This is a genomic window from Parafrankia irregularis, assembly GCF_001536285.1.
Classification (GTDB): Bacteria; Actinomycetota; Actinomycetes; order Frankiales; family Frankiaceae; genus Parafrankia; species Parafrankia irregularis.
Window position 1 is genome coordinate 143,713 of the sequence record NZ_FAOZ01000019.1, and the last position, 20,501, is coordinate 164,213.

The 20,501-nt window shown below is 70.2% G+C and carries 16 protein-coding genes; 5 read left to right on the forward strand and 11 right to left on the reverse strand.

What is annotated here, in order from left to right; genetic code table 11:
- Positions 1 to 18: 18 nt before the first annotated feature.
- Positions 19 to 183, reverse strand: coding sequence for a putative RiPP precursor (locus AWX74_RS39080; RefSeq protein ID WP_114476417.1), 165 nt, complete (start codon positions 181 to 183; stop codon positions 19 to 21).
- 190 nt (positions 184 to 373) lie between these two features.
- Positions 374 to 1,537 (reverse strand): hypothetical protein, encoded by a 1,164-nt coding sequence (locus AWX74_RS24900; RefSeq protein WP_091281600.1) that lies wholly within the window; start codon positions 1,535 to 1,537, stop codon positions 374 to 376.
- A gap of 373 nt (positions 1,538 to 1,910) precedes the next feature.
- On the opposite strand from AWX74_RS24900, the gene AWX74_RS24905 reads away from it, so the two are divergent.
- Positions 1,911 to 3,506 (forward strand): protein kinase domain-containing protein, encoded by a 1,596-nt coding sequence (locus AWX74_RS24905; RefSeq protein ID WP_091281603.1) that lies wholly within the window; start codon positions 1,911 to 1,913, stop codon positions 3,504 to 3,506.
- Positions 3,507 to 3,730: 224 nt separating this feature from the next.
- Positions 3,731 to 4,162, forward strand: coding sequence for a hypothetical protein (locus AWX74_RS24910; protein ID WP_091281605.1), 432 nt, complete (start codon positions 3,731 to 3,733; stop codon positions 4,160 to 4,162).
- 354 nt (positions 4,163 to 4,516) lie between these two features.
- On the opposite strand, the gene AWX74_RS41505 is transcribed toward AWX74_RS24910, so the two are convergent.
- The 7 genes from AWX74_RS41505 to AWX74_RS24945 form a co-directional block, all read right to left on the reverse strand.
- A complete protein-coding gene (locus tag AWX74_RS41505) occupies positions 4,517 to 6,139 on the reverse strand; it encodes an MbnB/TglH/ChrH family RiPP precursor modification enzyme (RefSeq protein WP_242666399.1) in 1,623 nt (540 codons plus the stop codon).
- Positions 6,063 to 7,022, reverse strand: a complete 960-nt coding sequence (locus AWX74_RS40865; protein WP_091281608.1) for a TIGR04222 domain-containing membrane protein — start codon at positions 7,020 to 7,022, stop codon at positions 6,063 to 6,065. Before AWX74_RS40865 ends, AWX74_RS41505 begins: the two co-directional genes overlap by 77 nt.
- A gap of 116 nt (positions 7,023 to 7,138) precedes the next feature.
- Entirely contained in the window at positions 7,139 to 8,149 is a 1,011-nt protein-coding gene (locus tag AWX74_RS24925; protein WP_091281612.1) for a DUF2278 family protein, read from the reverse strand.
- A 405-nt stretch (positions 8,150 to 8,554) separates the two neighbouring features.
- Positions 8,555 to 9,307 (reverse strand): tyrosine-protein phosphatase, encoded by a 753-nt coding sequence (locus AWX74_RS24930; protein ID WP_242666400.1) that lies wholly within the window; start codon positions 9,305 to 9,307, stop codon positions 8,555 to 8,557.
- A 203-nt stretch (positions 9,308 to 9,510) separates the two neighbouring features.
- Positions 9,511 to 12,984: a beta-propeller fold lactonase family protein gene (locus AWX74_RS42130; RefSeq protein WP_278184654.1), complete on the reverse strand. Its 3,474-nt coding sequence runs from the start codon at positions 12,982 to 12,984 to the stop codon at positions 9,511 to 9,513.
- A 299-nt stretch (positions 12,985 to 13,283) separates the two neighbouring features.
- Positions 13,284 to 14,354, reverse strand: a complete 1,071-nt coding sequence (locus AWX74_RS24940) for a hypothetical protein (RefSeq protein ID WP_091281705.1) — start codon at positions 14,352 to 14,354, stop codon at positions 13,284 to 13,286.
- 429 nt (positions 14,355 to 14,783) lie between these two features.
- Positions 14,784 to 15,434: a TetR/AcrR family transcriptional regulator gene (locus tag AWX74_RS24945; RefSeq protein WP_091281621.1), complete on the reverse strand. Its 651-nt coding sequence runs from the start codon at positions 15,432 to 15,434 to the stop codon at positions 14,784 to 14,786.
- A gap of 318 nt (positions 15,435 to 15,752) precedes the next feature.
- On the opposite strand from AWX74_RS24945, the gene AWX74_RS24950 reads away from it, so the two are divergent.
- The 3 genes from AWX74_RS24950 to AWX74_RS24960 all read left to right on the forward strand — a co-directional run bounded on the left by AWX74_RS24950 (position 15,753) and on the right by AWX74_RS24960 (position 18,705).
- Positions 15,753 to 16,814 (forward strand): phosphotransferase, encoded by a 1,062-nt coding sequence (locus AWX74_RS24950; RefSeq protein WP_091281625.1) that lies wholly within the window; start codon positions 15,753 to 15,755, stop codon positions 16,812 to 16,814.
- Positions 16,815 to 16,818: 4 nt separating this feature from the next.
- Positions 16,819 to 17,352, forward strand: a complete 534-nt coding sequence (locus AWX74_RS24955; RefSeq protein ID WP_091281627.1) for a hypothetical protein — start codon at positions 16,819 to 16,821, stop codon at positions 17,350 to 17,352.
- 225 nt (positions 17,353 to 17,577) lie between these two features.
- Positions 17,578 to 18,705 (forward strand): glycoside hydrolase family 6 protein, encoded by a 1,128-nt coding sequence (locus AWX74_RS24960; protein ID WP_226931187.1) that lies wholly within the window; start codon positions 17,578 to 17,580, stop codon positions 18,703 to 18,705.
- A gap of 192 nt (positions 18,706 to 18,897) precedes the next feature.
- Here the strand turns inward: AWX74_RS24960 and AWX74_RS24965 are convergent, their stop codons facing one another.
- Positions 18,898 to 19,947 carry an aldo/keto reductase gene (locus AWX74_RS24965; protein WP_091281634.1) on the reverse strand — a complete coding sequence of 350 codons (1,050 nt, stop codon included), beginning with the start codon at positions 19,945 to 19,947 and terminating at the stop codon, positions 18,898 to 18,900.
- Positions 19,948 to 20,045: 98 nt separating this feature from the next.
- A partial coding sequence (locus AWX74_RS24970; RefSeq protein WP_165615773.1) for an amidohydrolase family protein occupies positions 20,046 to 20,501 on the reverse strand: 456 nt, incomplete at its 5' end.

Here is a 20,501-nt window from a genome sequence, read left to right on the forward strand (position 1 = left end):
TTCGGTCCCTGCTGGTGCCTACCAGCCCCAACCGCCGTGCCGACCCCAGCCGCCCCAGCCGCCCCAGCCGTGGCGCCAGCCCCAGCCGCCCCAGCCGTGGCGCCAGCCCCAGAAGAACGTTCCGGTGACGTCTCGGAAGTAACCCTGTGCCCGTATCGACGGTGCCGCGTACCTGTCCTTCATCGCCGCTTCCTCATCCCGAGTCCGCGTAGGAGTGATCCTCCTTCCGCTGATCGGCCGCGCGCCCGCCAGCCCTGCCGGTGCGGTCGGGCGCGCCCACCAGGGTCAGGGCGCTCAACCGACCATCTTTCATCGTCGCTCGGCCGCCTTCACTGGTGGTTCAGAAAGGGTTCATCACTGAGCCGTTTCCCTCTCACGGTTCGTGGCCAGGGTCGCCGCAGGTCCGGGTCGACGATGGAAAAGGCTCACTCTCCGGCCACGAGACCGGTGCGAGGCTGATGGCCAGGTCGTGGATCTCCCGCCGCCCATGACCCAGGACCCAGATCTGGGTGCCGGCCCGTTCAAAGCGCACATGGCCCTGATCGGAGTCGTCGGCAGGGGACCACCAGCGTGCCGGCGTGCCGTCCGCCAGCGCGATCGGCTTCCATTCGGCGGGGTCCGCCATCCGCGCGCCCCGGGACTGAACGAACCACACCCGGCTGATCGGGAGACGTCCTCCGTAGGAATGCGCGACTATCGCTGCCCCGTCCTCGTCGTTCTCCAGAACACCCGCATAGGTCAGGTCGCGGGGGGCGAGCACCGTGAAATCCACTTCGCGGGCCAGCGCGGCCAGCGGTCGGGCCTGGCCGCCGAGGCGCTCGGATTCGGCGACGGTGCCGACCGCGCCCAGATCGAAGCGACGCGGATCGATCGGCGCGTCGAACCGCGGGGCGCGCAGGCTCAGCTGCTCGGTCTTCCGCTCGCCGGACCAGGCGGTCAGCTCCAGCAGCACGCCGGTGGCATCGTCCACGACCAGGTCGTAGGAGTCGCCTTCCGGCAGGTTGTGCAGGCGGGGGGCGAAATTCTGGTCGCGCGGAACCCCGCGTACCCAGGTCGCCGGCCGGCCGTCCCGTTCCTGCGCATCGGGCCGCGGGGCGGCCAGATCCAGACCGGACAGGACCAGCCAGGGCCGCACAAGGGCGAGCTCGGATATCCCCACGGCGGTCAGCCCGAATTCAGCGGCGGCGGGCCTCGAGCCGTGGACCTTGCCGCAGTGACGCCGCCGCCACTGCAGGCCCCGCACGACGACGCCGTCGCTGTCCGGGTTGCCGTCGCTGTCGCCGTGCCAGTCGACCCGCAGCGATTCGGGCGTGGCCTGGAGCGACCCGCGCCGCGTGTCCATCCCGGCAGGAGCCTGCTGGTTGCCCGGCGCGCCGGGTGGTGAGACCACGACGCGGAAACCGCGGGTGGCCTGCGCCGTGCTCACCGCCGCCGCCACCGCCGCGTGGTCGACCCAACCCCGCAGGTCGGCCTGTAGCGAGCTCCACCGCCGGGCCGACGTGGACATTGCCTCCAGCGTGTCTCCCAGGGCGGTCACCGGGCGGATCCTGACACAGGATCCGCCCGGAGCGCAGGCCGTCACATCCCGGATGGAGAAGTGGCCGCCGACGCGGAACCGCTGGTGGACAGGAACATCCGTCTCGCGACAGATGTCAATGCCGGGTTGGGTGCCGGCGGTCGCCGCCGGGTGCCTATTACCTGTCGTGCGACCGGTCGCGGTGAATCCGCGGCAATCGACGTTTCTCCGAAGCGCGGCGAGACCGACCGGGTACGACTCGTGGCGCGACCGCCTGCCGCACCGGCTGGCTGCCCGGTGGTGACCCACACGTGGCATATTCAGCCTGCGTGGAGTATGCGCGCCGCGTGACCCGATATGTCGTAGCCCGGACTTCTGAGGAGCGCCACCGACGATGACCGAGACCGGTGTTCTCGTTCAGGAGCCTCGGCCTGGCGACCCCGAAGTGCTTGGGCGTCACCGGGTTCTGGGCCGGCTCGGCGCCGGTGGCATGGGCGTCGTCTATCTCGCTGAAGGTCCGTTCGGGCGGGTGGCGGTCAAACTCGTCCGTGCGGAGCTGGCCGATGACGCGGATTTCCGCCGCCGCTTCCAGCGCGAGGTCCAGGCCTGTTTCCGGGTGGGGGGCGCACGTACGGCCCGGCTGGTCGACTTCGAGCTCACCGCCGACCGCCCGTGGCTCGCGACAGAGTTCTTCGACGCGCCCAACCTGGCCGAGCAGGTGCGGGCGGACGGCCCACTCGCCGCGGACGCGCAGCTGGTCCTGGCCGCGGGGCTCGCCGAGGCGCTGCTCTCGATCCACACGACGGGCCTGGTCCACCGCGACCTCAAGCCGTCGAACGTGCTGTGGACGCCCAGCGGGCCGAAAGTAATCGACTTCGGCATCGCGTCCGTGACCGACACGGTCGCCCTGACGTCGACCGGCCATTTCGTCGGCACCCCTGGATGGCACTCGCCGGAGCAGATATCCGGCCAGGAGGTCACGGCCGCCGCGGATATCTTCGCCTGGGGCGCGCTGCTCTGCTATGCCGCGAGCGGAAAGGCGCCGTTCGGCACCGGCAGCCCGGAGGTTGTGCTGGCCAGGGTCGCCGTCGCGGAGCCCGTAGTCGACCGCGAGCTGATCGCGCCTGCGCTGCGTGATCTGGTGACGACCGCGATGGTTCGTGATCCGGCGAGCCGGCCGACCGCCGTGGATCTTTATGAAGCTTTCGTGGGGCTGGTGCCCAGCGACGTCGCCTTCCCGGTGACCCGGGTTCTCGAAGCAAACCTGGCGGACACCCCACTGTCGACCCCGGTGCGTGCGACCCGGACGGATCAGCCCGCACGGGAGAGCGTGCCGCCGGCCGCTCCGCCCGCAACCGGACCCAGCGGACCCAGCGGACCCGGCGGTGCGCGCCGGCTCGTCGCGGTCCTGGCCGTGCTGCTGATCGCTGCGGTGGGTGGGATCATCGGCCTCGTCCTGACTCAGAACGACGACACCGAGTCCCCCGCCGAGTCCGCCGAATCCGCCGAGTTCACAGCCAGCGAGCCGTGGCGCATCACCATCGACGACCAGATCGAGGGGAATGACGACACAGGCTGCACGGTGACGGTGCTGGACGCGGATGGTGCCGTCGTCCAGCTGTTCGAGGGGGTCTACAGCCGGAAGGCCTACCAGGTCGCGGACACCGGCGTGTTCCACTGGACCGTCAACAATGACGGCTGCCTGGTGAACGCCGACGACAGCCCGGCCAGAACCGGGCTCCCCTTCCTCCAGATGGCCTACAGCGGGGACACCTCCGTGTTCGACACGTCGGGGAGGATCTCGGTCGACCCGATCGACTTCGGCGACGCGACGGACTGCGAACTCACGCTGCGTGCGATCGACGGTCGGTCGCTCGACTTCGTCACGGCACACAAGGGCGACGGCCCGGTCATGCTCAACGCGGGCGGCCCTGACAAGGTTTACCTCGCCGAGGCCGGCTGCGCCTTCAGGGTCTCCGTCCAGTCCTGAGAGCGGCGGGTTCACTCGGTTCGCGCAGGTCACGACCGGCAGTGCGTACCAACGCCGGTGCCTGCCCGGGGGTGCCTGTCTGTGCCGGAGGTGCCTGCCCAATAGATGACACAGACGGGTGCCTTCCCGGCGAAGGGGTCATTCTGGACCGACCCGGCTCAGGTCATGTCGACCTCTGCTCGAGACGTGTCGACCTTGCGTGGTGGAAGGCAGGACGAGGAAACATGACCAGGCAGCAGCGGACACCCATGGTCAGGGGCGGGATCGCCCTCGCGCTCACCGCGAGCGTGCTGACCGGTCTGACGGCCTGCGGCTCCAAGAACGACGCGGACAAGTTCGCCGAGAAGCTGCGCACGAAAGGCTACGGCAAGGTCCACGTGTCCGCGGACATCGAGCGCAAGGGTGGGAAGAAGCGCACCGTCGCCTACGACGCGCATGTCCTGGTGAACACGGACGCCGACCCGCAGACCTGCGACGTCGAACTCGAGAACGACGTGCGCTCCTCGGGCCGCGGTCTCGTCGACTACTTCGACGTCGACGAGGTCCGCGACGCCCGCGGCTCCGGGCACGAGGTCGAGGACGACCGCACCTGGCCGGACAACCCGACCCTCACCCAGCTGCGGGCCGAACTCACCGAGCACGCCATCGACTGCTGACGCCCGACCGGACGCGTCCACCGCCACCGCTTCCGAGCAACAATCGAGGATTTCGGCTTCCGTAGAGCTTGTAGCAGAATCCTGAGTCGCGGCGGATCCGGACCAGCAGCATGGGCTTGGCGGAGCCATGCTGACGGAAGGCGAACCGCACCCGCACTGCCACGCAGCACCGGCAGTTCACCTCAAGCGGGGCAAAAGGGGCGCAGATTCGCCTGGCGGTGCGCAAGAGTGAAGGATTTTGGTCGTCGGAACAACCAAAATCCTTCACTCTTGCGACTCGACAAACAGAGCCGCCGGGCTACCGGGCTCTCGGAGTGCTGACCACGTTCATGGAGCGCGAACCTCCATGCCCAGTCAAGATCTCGGCAGGATCGGATTGGTCGCCGACTGGTCCGGCCTGGTCCACGGGCGCCGCCCGGTCGGCGAGCTTCGTGAGCCCGGGTCGATCGGTGGAGCGGGGAACTTCAGCAACCGAAAGGCACCGCCCGGGAGCCGAACGGCGGCAACCGCACGCCGGTCGGCCGAACGCCCGGTCCGTACGGCGAACGGCCGTCTCGGCAGGGTGTGCGTCAGGAGCTCGGCCACGGCAACGATGCCGAGCGTGGTGCGGACGGACTCGGCGAAGGCACACCCGTCGGCGACCGGGCCGCGCGGTGGCGCGCCGGCCGCGTAGTGGGCGAACCGGTCAGCGAAGCCGGGGATCCGCGCAAGCGCCGGCCACACGGCTGCCACCTCGCGTGTCCGCTTGTCCAGCAGGGCCGCCCGAGTGGCCGCGAGACCGGCCGGATCAAACGCGGCCGGGTCAGGCCCGCCGGCGACCAGCGCTCGCACCAGATCAACCTGCTCAACCGCCAGGTCGCGCTGCTCAACCGCCAGGTCGCGCTGCTCAACCGCCAGGTCGCGCTGCTCAGCCGCCAGGTCGCGCTGCTCAGCCGCCGGGACCCGCTGTTCATCCGCCGGATCCGGTTGCTCGGCAGCCAGATCCGCCTGTGGGGCCGCGTTCCAGCCGCCGGCCGGCTTCGCGGTCCGGCACGAGTCGGCAAACCGCGGCGCGGGCTGGGCCGCGGGCGCGACTGACAGGACGCCCGCCACGGCGTCGAGCTCGGCGTTCATCCCGGCGGCGCTGGGATAGTCGCCGTCGCGTTCCAGCATGACCGGGAGGCGGTGCGGGCATCGGTGGACCGCCTCGGCCAGCAGGTCCAGCACCGCCGGGGGCACGGGGTGGCGGTGGGTGTCGTGGTAGCGGCCGTCGTGTTCGACCCCGCCGGCCACGTGCACGTAGGCGATCCGCTCCCAGGGAAGCCGGTCGAGGAACCGAGCCGGGTCGAGGCCGTGGTTGTGCCGGTCGGCGTGGAGATTGGCCACGTCCAGGACCAGCAGCGCGTCGGTCCGCTCGGCCAGCTCGGTCAGGAAGTCCGCCGGATGCAGATGGTCCGCCGGCCACCGCAGCAGAGAGGCCGGATGTTCCAGCGCCAGCGGCACACCCAGCTCGGCGGTGACCGCCCGGACGTTGCCCACCACCACGTCGAGCGACTGCCGGGTCAGTGGCACCGGCAGCAGGTGCCCCGCCTCGAGGCCGCCGGCGCGGACCATTGCGACATGCTCGCTGACCAGTGGCGCCTGGCACCGCTGGGCCACCGCGGCGAGGCGCGCGACGCGAGCGGGCTGCGGACGCTCCGTGCTTCCCAGGGACAGCCGGATTCCATGCGGAACGATCGGGACGCCCCGGCCGGCAAGGGTGGCGAGTGAAGCCGGCAGCGGTGCCCGCGGGTCCACGGCCTCCGCGATGACCTCGACGAACGTCAGGTCGGAGCGCTGCGCGAGCACGTTCGCCAGCGGCGGGCGCCACCCGGCGCCCAGACCTGGGCTCAGCCCGGATGGCTTTCGTCCCGAACGGTCGTCACCCACCGCAGCCGCCACCGCCACCGCCTCCGCCGCCACCACCACCGCAGCCGCCACCACCACCGTGGCCGGCACCACAGCCACCACCACCGATGTACCCGCCGTCGCTGCTGCCGCCACCGCCGAAGCCGCTGCCATCGCGCCGCGGCCGGTCGAACCCCAACCACCCGGCGAGGTTCCGGTCAGCCGCCCACAGTGCGGCCAGGCCGAACAGTGACACGGCCAGTGCGCGCTCGCCCTGCAGGCCGCCCGAACGCAGCCCGCCGAAGTCGGCCCGAGCCTGGCGCACCACGCGATGGCCGGCTGACGTGAGCAACGGGCTGCGCCATGGCAGGGTGGCGACGACGACCAGCAGCACGGTGGCCACCAGTTCGACCACGAGGAAGCCGACCGGCCGGTGCCGGGAAACCCCGAACACCAGCCTGATCAGACCGATTCCCAGCAGCGGGAGAAAGAAACTGTTCAGTGCCCGGATTGTTCGGACCTGCTCCGGTGACGCGACGAACCCGAACCCGGCCAGATGGCCATGCGCAGCCACGACCCGAGGGTCTCTCGCGAGACGGCTCACCAGCTGAGAAGGCCGTGCTGCTCCCATCGCGCCGACCCGGTCGAGCACCATCTGCTCGACCGGGCCAACAACCCCCGGGGCCGGTCGCCGGGCGACCTGAAGCCACCCGTGCGGCTGCGCCGGGCACAGGTAACCCTGTTCGCACAGCGAGACGACTGCGACGTTCACCGCCCGCTCCAGGCCGCCGGTCAGATAGGCATAGTCCCCGTGCAGCTGGCTGTTCGAATGAACCGGAGAACCATCGGCGCGGCTCAGCATCCGCTGCCGCATGAGAAAAACAAGACCAGCGACTCCCACCAACGCCCAGCCGTAGATCCTGAGGAAGGTAGGGCCGCTGATCCCCCAGGTATCGCCCTGGGCCGCGAGCACCACGACTCCGCTGGCTGCCACGGACCGATCGTGCGGCAGCGCGCCGGGCGGCGTCCAGGAAACCCGGCCCGCGCGACCAGTCGGCTCAACGACTGCCGATTACCGGTCAGGCTCCTTGTCGGCAGCGGTTCAACTGGTCAGAACGTGAGGGTGCGTCCTTCGGGGGCGGTGGTGTAGGCGACGCCGTCGACCTTCAGCCCGTCCGCGTTGACCAGGGTGATGGTGCCGCCGCTGTTGCCGAGCGCGACCGGTGCCGGGACGGGGATCCGCGCCGCGTCGCCGGGGGGAAGCACCGGGCCGGTCAGGTTGGCGCGGTGGCTGGCGCGGTCGATCAGGGACCAACCGGTCAGATCGACCGGCTCGGCGGTCGTGTTGAGCAGTGTGATGGTTTCGGCCTCCGGGGCGGGACCGAGCGGGTTGACCAGCGCGGCGATGATGCGGATCTGCCGGTCGGGCTCGCCGGGGGCGGGGTGGCCGGCCGGGCCTGCGGGCGGAACGCCGACCAGGGTGTGGCCGGTGCTGTCGTGGGTGTGCCACATCTGGTTCTGGAACGCGAGGAAGATCGCGACCCATCGGTCGGCAAACGCGAGCAGGAGCCCACCGTCCTGCCAGACACCGTCATCCCGGGTGAACTGGCGGCTGTTGCCCTGGTTCATGTGGATGTCGTGGACGCCGTTCCCGGGAAGAAATCCGAAGACCTTGTCGGGGGTGGTGGGTTCCGGGCCCCAGCGCTCCCCGAAGGCGTACAGCCGGGCGGTCGAATCGGCCTCGGCGCGTTGGACGTAGTGGTCGAGCTTGTCCGCCAGGTCGTTGTCGGGACCGGGCTTGTCCGACGGCAGTGTTCGCAGGCTGGTGCGGTCGAACAGGTTGCCGCGAATGAAATCGAGCGCGAGCCCACCCGGTGTGCTGTCCAGTGGGTTGAAGCCGTCGGGAAGGGCGGCCAGCCCGGGCAGGATCGGATGGGTGAAGTCCTCGGAGGCGGTGTAGAGAAGCTCCGCCGGGGCCTGGGAGGACAGCACGTTGACCGCCACCCGGAACATTGTTCCGGCCGCCTCCACCTGGATCTGGTAATGCGGGCTGTCCGTGCCGCCCTCCCGGCGGTGGTCACGAACGCGGCCGGCGAGAACTCCGTAGGATTTCAACGGCATGACAACCTCCACCTGACTTTCCCCGTGGTTGCAACGCTCACGCGGAGCGTAGCAGCAAGGTGAGAGGTCGCGGCACGACGGTGCCGTGTTGCTGATTCCGGGATTCCGGCGACCGCTCTGCCTTCGCACCCCTGCGGTCGCGGGTATCGCCGGCGGAAAGCCCGCCAGGAAGCAAGGGAAGGGAAGCGTGCTTCATCGGTGGATGAAACGGGAGGTGAATATTCGTGGTTGGTAGCCCGGGCGGCAGCCCGCCGTCGCTGCTTCTGAGCAAGAAATGAGGATTATGGCTGCGAGGGCAACCAAAATCCCACTTCTTGCGAGTTGCCAGGTGGATCCCCGGGTTCGGCGAAGACAGGCAGGTTCGAGCGAACCTGGGCGGGGTTGCCACGGGCCAGATCCGGCTGGTCATGGGCGCAGCCGGGTTCGCAGGACGTCCAGCTCGGGGTCGGTGATGCCGTGGGCGGCGGCCCAGCCGGTGGCGCCGCCCCACTTGTCGTCGAGCCGCTCGAAGAACGTCCACATGGTCTCCGGTCGGCAGCTGATGTCCCGCCTGGCCGCCGGCCGGCTGTTGTAGGTGGGCAGTGAGGCGAGCCGTTCCGCGATCAGTGGCAGCCGCTCGTTGGTGAGGACGTAGTCGTCGACGATCGCTGACCGCTCCACCCCCGCGATGTCGAGGACGAGCGCGGCGAGCACCCCGGTGCGGTCCTTGCCGGCAGCGCAGTGGAACAGCGCCGGCAGCTCCACCGGCCGGGTGAGCAGCCGGATGGCATCCGGCGCCTCGCTGCCGGACCGGAGCAGATAGTCGAGGTAGTGGTCGGCGATCTCCTGCTTCGACCGGCGCTCGACGATCACCTTGTGCTCCGGGTCGCCGGGAACCAGGTAGGAGTCCGGCACGAACGCCAGGTTGTGGTAGCGCACGTCGGTCTCGGCGAGCAGGCCACGGCCTTCCGCCGCCGCCTCCCTCGGGGTGCGCAGGTCCAGCACGGCGCGCAGGCCGAGACCGTCAACCAGCCGCCGGATGTCGTCCAGGCTGAGCAGCTGCACTGTGTCGGTCCGGAACAGCACACCGCGGGCGGTCCGGCCGCCGCCCGCCAGCGGCAGCCCGCCGAGGTCCCGCGCGTTCACACACCCGTCGAGCTGGATCCAGCGATCGGTCACGAGCCCCATTCTGCCCCGACCCCGCGTGCGACCCGAGCGAATCTGAAACCAGCATTCCGCACCGGCCGGACGTCGCGCGCGACTCGGGGTGACGGGTCAACGCGACTCGGCCGGTGATCGAGTCGATCACCGGCCGAGTGCGGTGTTTGCGCTGCCCCGTGCGCGCTACCTGCGCGCGCTCCGCGGGTTTGTCATTCGTCCTGTCAGGGCTTCGGGGCCAGTGACGGTGTGGGGGTCGGTACCGGGGTCGGGGTTGGGGTTGGAGTGGGGTCTGGGGTCAGCGGGACGGTCGAGATCGCAACCGCCGCCGGAGTTACAGCCGCAGCCGAAGCGGTAGTCGGCGCCGCAGCCGCAGCCGCAGCCGGGGTGCTGGGAGGCGTCCAGGTGATCGTGACCGCACCGTTGCCGTCGTTGACCGTGCCTGAGTTGACTCCGGCGGTCAGGATGGCGTTCACGACGTCCGACGCGGCGAACGAGCTCCCGCCACCGCCGCCACCGCCGGCACCACCACCGCCGCCGAAGGCGCCGCCGCCACCGCTGCCGCCGCCACCAGCGAAGTAACCGCCACCACCGCCGCCGCCCGCGCCACCGCCGGAAGTGGTGGCGGTCGGGTTCTGGCAGGGCGGGACATACACCCCGTTGCAGGGCAGGTTGCCGGCCCCGCCGATCCCGCCGGCCCCGGCAGCGGCGTCAGCGCCGTCCCCGGCGCAGCGCGGATCGGTCAGCGGATCGCTGGGCGGGGGACTCCCAGCGCCGTGCCGGCAGGCGTTCAGCCCTCCGATGCCGCCGGCCGTCTGGGTGCCGCCCTTGCCGGAGAATCCGGCGTTGCCACCATCGACCGTGGTCCCACCGTCGGCGCCGGCGTCACCGCCACCGGAACCGCCGGCCCCGCCGAGCGCGTTGCCCTGGCCGCCGGTGCCGCCTCCTCCGCCGCCGCCCGCGCCGACCAGCATTCGGGTGGACAGGTCACAGGTCAGTGCGGCACATCCCGCCGTGGCCAGACGGACGTCCGAGGAGCCGCCGCCGCCGGAACCGTTACCGCCGTTGAAGGCTGTTCCGCCGTTCGCACCGGAACCGTCGCCAGGCCCGCCCGGCACTCCGCCGGTGGACCCACCGAACCCGCCGAGTGCGCCGGAACCGCCGGACGGGCCGTTGCTCATTCCGCCCGAACGTGAGGCGCCGGTGCCGTTGGCGCCCTTACCCGCCACGTCCACCTGCAGGACCTGGCCGCTCGCGAGGCCGGTCAGTGTCCCGGATGCCTGGCCACCGCTTCCGCCGGGACGTCCGGTGATGTCACCGGCCGGCGAACCGCCATGAGCGGCGTCGCCGGCGATGAAGTAGTGCCCGCCCTGGGCGCCGGTGACGATGACCTCGACCGAGCCCACTCCCGCGGGCACCCGGAAGGTGTCCGATCCGACGGAGTGATACGTGCAGGTCAGGGTCGTTGTCCCGGACAGCACGCCGGTGCTCCCACACACCGGTGCCGGGGTGATCGCGATCCCCACCGGCCGGTCACCCACGGGGATGGGGGCGCCGGGGGCCTTGGTGGCCAGATCGATCGGCGTCACCGTGTCGCTGTCGCGGTTGACCGCGTAGGCGGCCACGCCGTCCGGCGTGATCGCGATCGCGAACGGCAGGGTTCCTCCGGTGGTGATGGTGGCACCGGGGGTGTTGGTGGCCACGTCGATCGGCGTCACCACGTTTTCGCGCTCATTGGTGACGTACACGGTTTTGCCGTCGGGCGTGATCGCGATTCCGACCGGGCGGTCGCTGACCTGGATGGGGGTACCGGGGGTGTTGGTAGCCACATCGATCGGTGTCACGGTGGCGCTCTCGGCATTGGCGTTGTCGGTGACGTACGCGGTTCTGCCGTCCGGCGTGATCGCGATCCCCTGCGGGTTGTTCCCGGCGGGGATCGGGGTGCCGGTGGTGTTGGTTGCCACGTCGATCGGCGTCACCATGCCATCGGCGGAGTCGGTGACGTAGGCGGTCCTGCCGTCGGGCGTGATCGCGACACTGTGCGCGTTGTCCCCGACCGGGATGTTGGGGCCGGGGGTGTTGGTGGCGACATCGATCGGCGTCACGCTGTCGCCGACATTGTTCACCACGTACGCGGTCCGGCCGTCGGGAGTCACCGCGATCCCGAACGGTGACTCACCGACCGGAATCGCGGTACCAGCGGTGTTGGTGACCGCATTGATAGGCGTCACCGTGTTGTCGGACCGGTTCGTCACATAGACGGTCTTGCCGTCAGGCGTGACCGTGATTCCCCTCGGGGTCTTACCGACCTGGATCGGGGTACCGGCGGTATTGGTGGCCACGTCGATCGGGGTCACCGTGTTACCGAAGTTGTTGATCACGTAGGCGGTGGCTGCCGCCGGCTTCGAACCAGGCCCCGTTGTCGGTTCCGACGTCGGCGTCGTTGTCGGTTCCGGTGTCGGCGTGGTTGTCGGTCCCGGGCTTGAAGTCGGCTCCGGGGTTGTTGTCGGTTCCGGCTCGGTCGGGTGCGTGGGCTTGGGCTCGTTGGAGCTGCCCCACGTGATGATCACCTGGCCGTTTCCGTTGTTGACGGTTCCGGTGTTGACGCCGGCGGTCAGGAGGGCAGAGCTGATGTTCGCGTTGGATGCGGCGAAGGAGCTTCCTCCGCCACCACCGGCACCCGCTCCGCCGCCGCCGATCGAGAGGCCTCCGCCACCCGAGCCGCCACCGCCGCCGAAGTAGCCGCCGCCACCGCCACCACCGGCGCCACCGCCTGAGGTCGGATCATCGGGGTTCCTGCAGGGCGGGTTGTGGACACCCAGGCAGGGCTGGTTTCCCGCGCCCCCGACGCCACCGGACCCGGAGCCGCCGACACTGCCATCGCCGCCGAAACGCGGATCGTCGGGCTCGGGGGCAGGCGGAGTCGCGTGCCGCCCGGCGTTGAGGCCCGCGGCCCCACCCGCGGTCTGGGTTGCACCGCCCCCAGGAGTCCCCGGATGGCCGCCATCGACGATGGCGCCACCAGCGGCGCCGGCGTCACCGCCACCGGCACCACCGGCCCCGCCGAGCGCATAGCCCTGGCCCCCGGTGCCGCCACCGCCGCCGCCGCCCGCTCCAACCAGCGCTCGAGCCGACAGGCCACACGTCAACTTTGCGCAGCCGCCAGTAGCGACCCGTACGTCCGAGGAGCCGCCGCCGCCGGCACCGTTGCCACCGTTGTTGCTCGAGGTGCCGCCAGCAGCGCCGCCGGCGTCACCCTTGCCGCCCGCGACACCACCGTTGGAGCCGCCGAACCCGCCCGCGGCGCCCTGCCCGCCCGACGGCCCGTTGTTCTTTCCACCAGATCGGCTCGCCGCCGTGCCGTCAATACCCTTGCCGGCGACATCGACCTGCAGCACCAGGCCCGAGGGCAGACCCGATATCACGCCGTACGCACGGCCGCCGGCCCCACCCGGACGGCCGGTGATATCGCCCACCGGCGAGCCACCGTGAATGTCGTCACCGGCGATGTGGTAATGACCACCCTGAGCGCCGACAACCGTGATCTCGACCCATTTTGTGCCGCTGGGAACGGTGAAGGTGTCTGAACCGACCGTACTGTAGGTGCAGGTCTTCTTGTTGAGGACACCCGAGCTGCCGCAGGCTTTTTTCGGAGAGCCACCCGCCGGAAACTCCGGCACGCAGCTGGTCAGCGTCATACTCAGCAGAACACCCAGCACTGAAACAGACCACGCGAATACGCGACGATTTCGTATGACGATCATCCCCCTCTGGTAAAACATTCATGAACCACGAGAACCTGCCGACCCGGCCTCGCCGTCCCACCGCGACGCCGGGCCGCCACCGCGAACGCGGCAGCGCTTCGTCATTGCCGGCCGCCGGCCGCCGGCCGCGTATCGCCGGGCCCCTTTCCTTCGTCACCTCACCCGGCGCAGGACCGGGCGGGCCGTGCTCGCTGCCGTGCCCGCCCGCGCGGCGTCCGGGGCTGAAGGTGTCTTCAGACTCCGTCGTCGGCGCACAGCGCCCAGACGTCGGAATAGGTGCTCGGCGAGCTTGAGCCCCCGGTATGGGTGAAGGCCGTCCAGTACGCCGCCGTGGTGGTCCCGTCGCTGACCGGGTTGCCGCTCGAATCGCTGGGGAAGCTTTCGTTGAGGTGGTCGCCGCCCGAGCCCGGTCCGGTGAAGTTGGTCGTGGTGACGCTGCCTCCGCTGATGGCGGCGCCCCCACTGACCAGTTTTCCGTCCCCGCCGGAGCAGCCGACGGTTGCCTTCTGGCCGGTGCTCGCCGTGGTCGGACCGCTCGCCTCGCTGAAGCGGACCTTCACGGTGACGCCGCTGACGTTGATGTTGTTTCCGCTGCAGATCGCGTAGGCATAGGTGTAGTTGGTGCTGTTGGCGCCGTTGGCCCACCCGACAGCGGTCCAGGAATCGGGGTTGGTCTCGCCGTCGGCCGCGGCTTTCTGGCCGTAGTTGTGGGCGGAGTTGTTGAAGGTGGGGAAGCTGGCGATCGGCTTGAAGTTGCCGATGGTGCCCGGGGTGGTGCGCGCGCCGCCGCCGAGCAGGACCGTGTTCGCCGGGCAGGTCGCGGTGACCAGGCCCACCGTCGTCGCGGTGGTGGGTGCGTTGGTCTTGTTCATGACGACCTGGGTGTGGTTGATCAGGTTGCTGGTGAAGCACACCGCGAAGGGCGTGGTGGAGAAGCCGCTGTCGACCTGGCCGCCGCTGCCGCCGATCCCGAGCCAGTGCGTTACATCGGTGCCGACGACCCCGGTGGAACCGGTGTATTCGGTGGTGCCGTCGGAGCTGGGTGAGGTGCCCTTCACATGGTTGCCGTTGCCGCTGCCGGTGGCCTGGTTGATCCCACCGCCGGAGATCAGGCCGCTGCTGCAGTCCGCGTGGGTGGAGATCTCGGAGTTGGCACTCGCGGGACCGCTGGTGGCCCCGGGTGTCTTCACCGTGACGCCCACCGTGTTGGCGTGTGCCGCGCCCGGGAAGGCCACGGCCAGCGCGGTGCCCAGGACCAGTGCTGTTGCCGCGGCGTGCTTACGCACAGACAGATGTGATCTCACGTTGACCTTCGCGTCAGGGGTGCGCGATGCGAGCACAGGTGCCCGTCCACACCGGGGGTGACAGCTTCTGCGCGGGTGGAGCGCAGGGCGTGCGACGCTGCACGGGATCCGCAGATACGGAGCCATCGGCGACTATAGGCCGTATTTGCGCAGGACTTGTGGCAGTTGTGTCGACTTGAAGCAAGGAGGTTGCGAGACGTCGATCAATTGCCCGGAGTTATCCGCTTTGTCCAGAGTCGCTCCGACGTCAGACGATGTCCGCGGTCGGATCCACCACGAGATGCCGACCACCGGTGTGGCTCGCGAGGCGTTCGACATCCGGTACCGGTCCCTGGTGCCTGTGGCACCACGCCAGGCTTGACGGCAAAGCCAGAAGATCTTCTCCCGGCACCGCCCGCCGGACGGGCGACACCCGCAGAACGGGTCACGTCACCGACTGGGGCCAAGCCCTTCCCGGACGGCGGCTCGGACGAGGCGTACGAGCCAGGTGGCGGCGTTCGTGGCACGGTCGGCGTCGAAGTGCCACACCGTGGTCAGCCGCTCGAAGGAGGGCACGCTCCACAACACGTCCAACATCGCCGCGGCGGTCTCGCGATCCTCGTCCGACCAGCCGTCCGCGGACTCGGTCACCGCGGCGATCAGCGCCGCTCGCCGGCGTTCGTCGGCCGCCGCGAAGGTCGGGTCGTCCTGTGTCGGCGGACTGATCGGGAAGGACGCCAGATAGGTGAACATGCGCCGGATCAGGTCGTCGAACGTATCGAGCTGAAGGTCTTCCAGCTCGATGTCGGCCTCCTCCTCCAGGCGGCGCATCACCGCCTCATGGAGCCGCCGGTCAGTGGCGAAGTGCCGGTAGACGGTGGTCTCGCTGACTCCGGCGCGTCGCGCGACCGCCCGTACCGTCAGGTCACGCCAGTCCCAGCTGGCGAAGCCGTGGACCATCTCGGCGCCGGCCGCGACGATGCGATCACGGGTCTGGGCCGCCTGCTGGCGACGTGTCGGGCTCTCGTACGGGCGCCGCTTCGGCGGGAGTGCGTCCATTTCTTCCGCCGTGCCCGACTCGCCGCTGTCGGGGTCACTCACAGGTGCCGACCGCCCGGCCGTCCGACATCGTCACCCATCCTTGCGTACCGGAGTCGCGGGGGCCGGCGCCGCTGGTCGGCTGACCGCCGCTCCCGAACGCGACTCTAGTTGCCTCGTGTCGTGTCGTGTCGTGCCCGCCTTGCCGGGGGCGGCCCGACGGGTGCCTCCCGCGGTGGGAACGGCGATCGAGGCTGAGCGGCAATTCGCGTGTGATGTCTAACGCGAATTGCGCTATGCTGCGTCCGCCGACGATCAGGCTCGCTCTCCCGCCCCGGCTGTGCGACCTGCGACCGGATGTCCACACGAAAGGGGACCGAGATGGAAGGCGCGCCTCCGGCCTTACGCATACCGGCAGACTGGGACGACGTCACCGCGGAGTGGATGACCGCGGCCCTGGCCGCCGCCTTTCCCGGCGTGAAGGTCCGTACGGCGGACCTCGTGCTGCGGGACGACGGCACCAACCGGCGCGCCCGCTTCGCGCTCTCCTACATCGGGGAACAAGGTCCGCCCGCTGTCTTCGTCAAAGCCGCCGACCCGGCCCACGCGAAGCTCAACGCGATGACCGGCGGACTGTTCAACGAGACCCGGCTGTTCAGTACCGGTGTGCGGCTACCGCTGGAGCACCCGGCCGCGTACTGCGCCCTCATGGACGAGCCGACACTCGACTTCGTTCTCGTCATGGAGGACGTCACCATCCGAGGCGCGGAGCCTCGAGACGCGACCACACCCATGAATCCCGACCAGGCGGCCGACGCCGTCCGAAGTCTTGCCCGGCTGCACAGTGCCTTCTGGGGGCGTCGCCTCGACCGGGAGGACCTCGCCTGGGTCCAGCCCTTCGCGGCGTGGAAGGGAATGCAGGGCATCGAGACCGGCCTGCGCAGGGTCGCCGAAACCGTTCCACCGGCGGTCCGGTCCCTCACCGGCGCGCAGATCGAGCAGATGTGGGTCAGCTATGTGGGCACCCTGACCGACGGACCCCAGACCCTGCTGCACGGCGATGCCCACATTGGCAACACCTACACCCTTCCCGGAAACCGGGCGGGTTTCCTCGACTGGCAGGTGCTGCGCCGCGGAAATCACGTCATCGACCTGGGCTATTTCGTGCAGAGCGCACTCACCATCGACGACCGTCGGGCGTGCGAGAGCGACCTGGTCGACGAATACCACCGCGCCCTGGACCTGCCTGCCGAGGAACTGCCGACCCGCGACGGCATCTGGCTCCGCTACCGGGCCTCGGTGGCCCACGGCCTCGCCATCTGGATGGCCACCGCCTCCGCCGACGGATGGCAACGACCAGAGGTGTCCATCCCGCTCGCGCAACGCTACGCGGCCGCGTACGTCGACCTCGACACCGCCGGAGCCCTCGACGCGCTCGCCTAGCCAAATGTCGCCCCGCGCCCGCGCCCGCGCCCGCGTCGCAGGTGCGGGTGATCGGGCCGATGAAGCGGCCGGACGCCGCCGGGCGCGGGAGTACGGCGCGGCGGCGGCGATCGCGGCTGCGACCGCCGCCGTGCTCACGGTGACCGCCTGCTCAGGCTCGGCCGGCGACGCCGAGCCACCGGCGGCGACGCCCGCCGGAAGTGTCGCCGCCACACCGCCGGCGGATGGTGCCACATCCCCTGAGCCGCTCCGGCCGGTGGTGCCCGAGGAGGAGGTCGAAGCCCAGATCGGCCCGGTGTACCGGGGATCGGGCAGCGGAGGGACGTACACGGCGGACTGCCCCGGCGACCTTCCCAACCAGATGGGCGCCGAAATGAACTGCCTCGCGACCCGCGCCGCGGACAACTCGACATTCAGCATTCACGTCTACGTGTCATCCGTTGACGGTGACCGGACCGACCTGGGCGTCTGGTACTCCGACGTGACGCGGGAGCCCTCCGCCCCTCTACCGGGAGGAGAAGGAACTTTCACTCCATAGCCGGATCTTTTCGTGCCCGTCGAGGTCATCGTGCGCGAACGAGTAGAGAGTGCCCTTCGCGGCGAGCCCCTGAGCGCGAATACTCAGGTTCGCCGCCTGACATGCTTTTCGTCGACAACGGTGCCGGTGCCCCATCGGTGGCAACCTGGGTCCAGGTTCAATGAGATGAGCCGGATGAAGGCCATCGGATGACGGTCGGATGAAGGTCGGAGGACGGCGTTGGATATGGCACGTCCGGTGAGCCGACCGGTACGGGCCCGGTTCCTGGTGGCGCTTCTCCTCCTGTCCGGGCTCGCCGCCTGCGGGTCCGAGGCGGCGGGCGCACCTCATCCGCCGACCGCGACGCTGCTCAACGCCGCCGGCAGCCAGTCGGTCACCTGCGGCGGTGTCTCGGGTGCCTCGGGTGCCTCGGGCGCGCCCGCTTCGGCCACAGCCGAAGCAGCCGAAGCAGCCGAAGCGGCCGATGCAGGCGGTCCGTGGGGCCAGGCTCCGCGGCAGCCGTTCTTCACCGACCCGGCGAGCCAGGCGGCCGGCGCGGCCGCGGCGGACCCGGCCGACGCCGATCTGATCGAGCCACTCGTACGGACACCGACCGCCTTCTGGGTCGGAGACTGGCTGCCCGACGTGACGGCGGCGGTGCGCCAGCGCAGCGAGGCCGCGGCCGCGGCCGGTGCCACCGCGGTCTTCGTGATCTACGCGATCCCGCACCGCGACGCGGGCGCGGGCTTCTCCGCCGGTGGCGCCCTGAACGCCGCCTCCTACCGGGTCTTCACCCGCCAGGTGGCCGTCGGCATCGGTCCGAACCATGCCGTCGTCATCCTGGAGTCGGACTCACTCGGCCAGATCGACAGCCTCTCCCCGGCCCTGCAGGAGGAGCGTTACCAGCTCCTGAACGACGCCGTCGACGTCTACGCCGGACTGGGCGGCACCAGCGTGTACCTGGACGGGACGAACTGCGGTTGGACCGCTCCGGCCGCCATCGCCGAACGACTCCGGCGGGCCGGCGTCGCCCGCGCCCGCGGGTTCGCGGTCAACGTCTCCAACTACTACCGCACCGAGGACGAGGTGGCCCGCGGAACCGTCATCTCCGGCCTGACCGGCAACAGCCACTTCGTCGTCGACACGTCCCGCAACGGCCGGGGGCCCGCCGCGGGCATCGAGAACGCCTGGTGCAACCCACCGGGCCGTGGCCTCGGCCCGGCACCGACGACTGATACCGGAAACCCGCTCGCCGACGCGTTTCTCTGGATCAAGACGCCGGGAGCCAGCGACGGGGAGTGCGGTCGAGGCAATCCGCAGGCCGGCGCCTGGTGGCCGGAGCAGGCAGCTGAACTCGTCCGCAACGCGGCCTGACCGGCGGTGATCCGGTATGGACGGCCGCTCGGCGGTCCGTCTGTCCTCGGCCGCGAAAGGCCTACCGCCCGGACCCGCCCGGACCGCCTGACCGGAAACGGTACGGCCGCCGGATCGCCCGCGGGTATGCCGCTCCCAGATCGCCCACGTTCGTCACACCGGCCGCTTCGACCTTGAGGTACCCCTCGACCGCTATACCGCCAGGCCCGACGGCCGCCTGCGGGCGGTGGGCAGGAGGGACGGGTGCTGGACGAAGTGATCAACCCCGGGAAGGTCCGTGCCGGGAGGCACGATTTTGTCGATGGCGTCGAGCACGTCGTTGTCGAGGTCGACATCGGCTGCGTCGAGCGCGTCCTCGAGGTGCTTCATCGTCCTCGGCCCGATGATCGTCGAGGTGATCGCGGGATGGCTGGCGACGAACGCCATGGCCAGCTCGGTCAGGGTGAGGCCGGCCTGGTCGGCGACGGTGCGCAGGGCATCCACAGCGTCGAACCGGGCCGGGTCGGCGCGCTCGGCGGCCGAGCTGACCGTGCCCTGCATGAAGGGGCTGGTCGGGTCGTACCGCGAGCCGTTCGCGGGCTCCTGGCCGCGCTGGTACTTGCCGGTCAGCCAGCCGCCGGCGAGCGGGCTCCACGGGATGACCGCCATGCGGTGCCGCTGGCAGGCGGGCAGCACCGAACGCTCGATCGACCGCGCGAAGATCGAGTACTGCGGCTGTTCGCAGACGAACCGTTCGCTGTTGCGGCGGGCGGCCGCCCACTGGGCCTCGACGATCCAGTCGGCGGGAAACGACGACGAGCCCAGGTAAAGGACCTTGCCCTGGCGCACGAGGTCGGTCAGCGCACCCAGGGTCTCCTCGAGATCGGTGGTCCAGTCGAGCTTGTGGATCTGGAAGAGGTCGATGCGGTCGGTGCCCAGCCGACGCAGACTGCCCTCGACGGCCTGCGTGATCCATCGCCGCGACGATCCCCGCTGGAGCCGGCCGCCCATGGGGAAGTAGCACTTGGTCGCCAGGACCACGTCGTCCCGGCGTCCGGCGACCGCCTGCCCGACGATCTGCTCGGCCTGGCCGCCGGAGTACACGTCGGCGGTGTCGATGAAGTTGATGCCGGCGTCCAGCGCCCGGCTGATCACCCGGACACTCTCGTCGGGATCGACGTTGCCGAGCCGGCCGAAGTTCATCGTGCCCAGGCACTGGCTGCTGACCTCGACGCCGGTTGTTCCGAACCTGCGGTATCTCACGTCGCCCCCGTCACTGGGATAGCTGGATGGCCGGATGGCCGGATGGCCGGATAGCTCTGGATGGCTCAGGGGACCTGGACGACGATCCGCATCCGCTGTCAGCCGGGGTGCTTCTCGGCGTAAAGCCGTGCCCATTCCTTGCGGGAGCGGATGGCGGTGTCGACATCCGTCGCGATGGCGCGCCGGGCGCCGACGGTGGCCCGCTCGCGGGGGATCTCGGCGAACGGGTCCCAGTTGAAGAACCGGCAGGCGTTCTCCCAGGTGATCTTGTTGATCTCCTCGTCGGTCGCTCCGGCGCCGTTCAGCTCGTTGAGGACGAACTCGGGCGCGTCCGGCCAGATCGAGTCGGAATGCGGGTAGTCGCACTCCCAGGCGATGTTGTCGATGCCGATCTCGCGGCGCAGCTTCAGCGAGGTCGGGTCGGTGACGTAGCAGGCCAGGGAGTGCTCGCGGAACACCTCGCTGGGCAGCCGGCCACCGAAGTCGCGGCGTAGCCACTTCTGGTTGGTGTAGTGCCGGTCGCAGCGGTCGAGGTAGAACGGGATCCAGCCGAT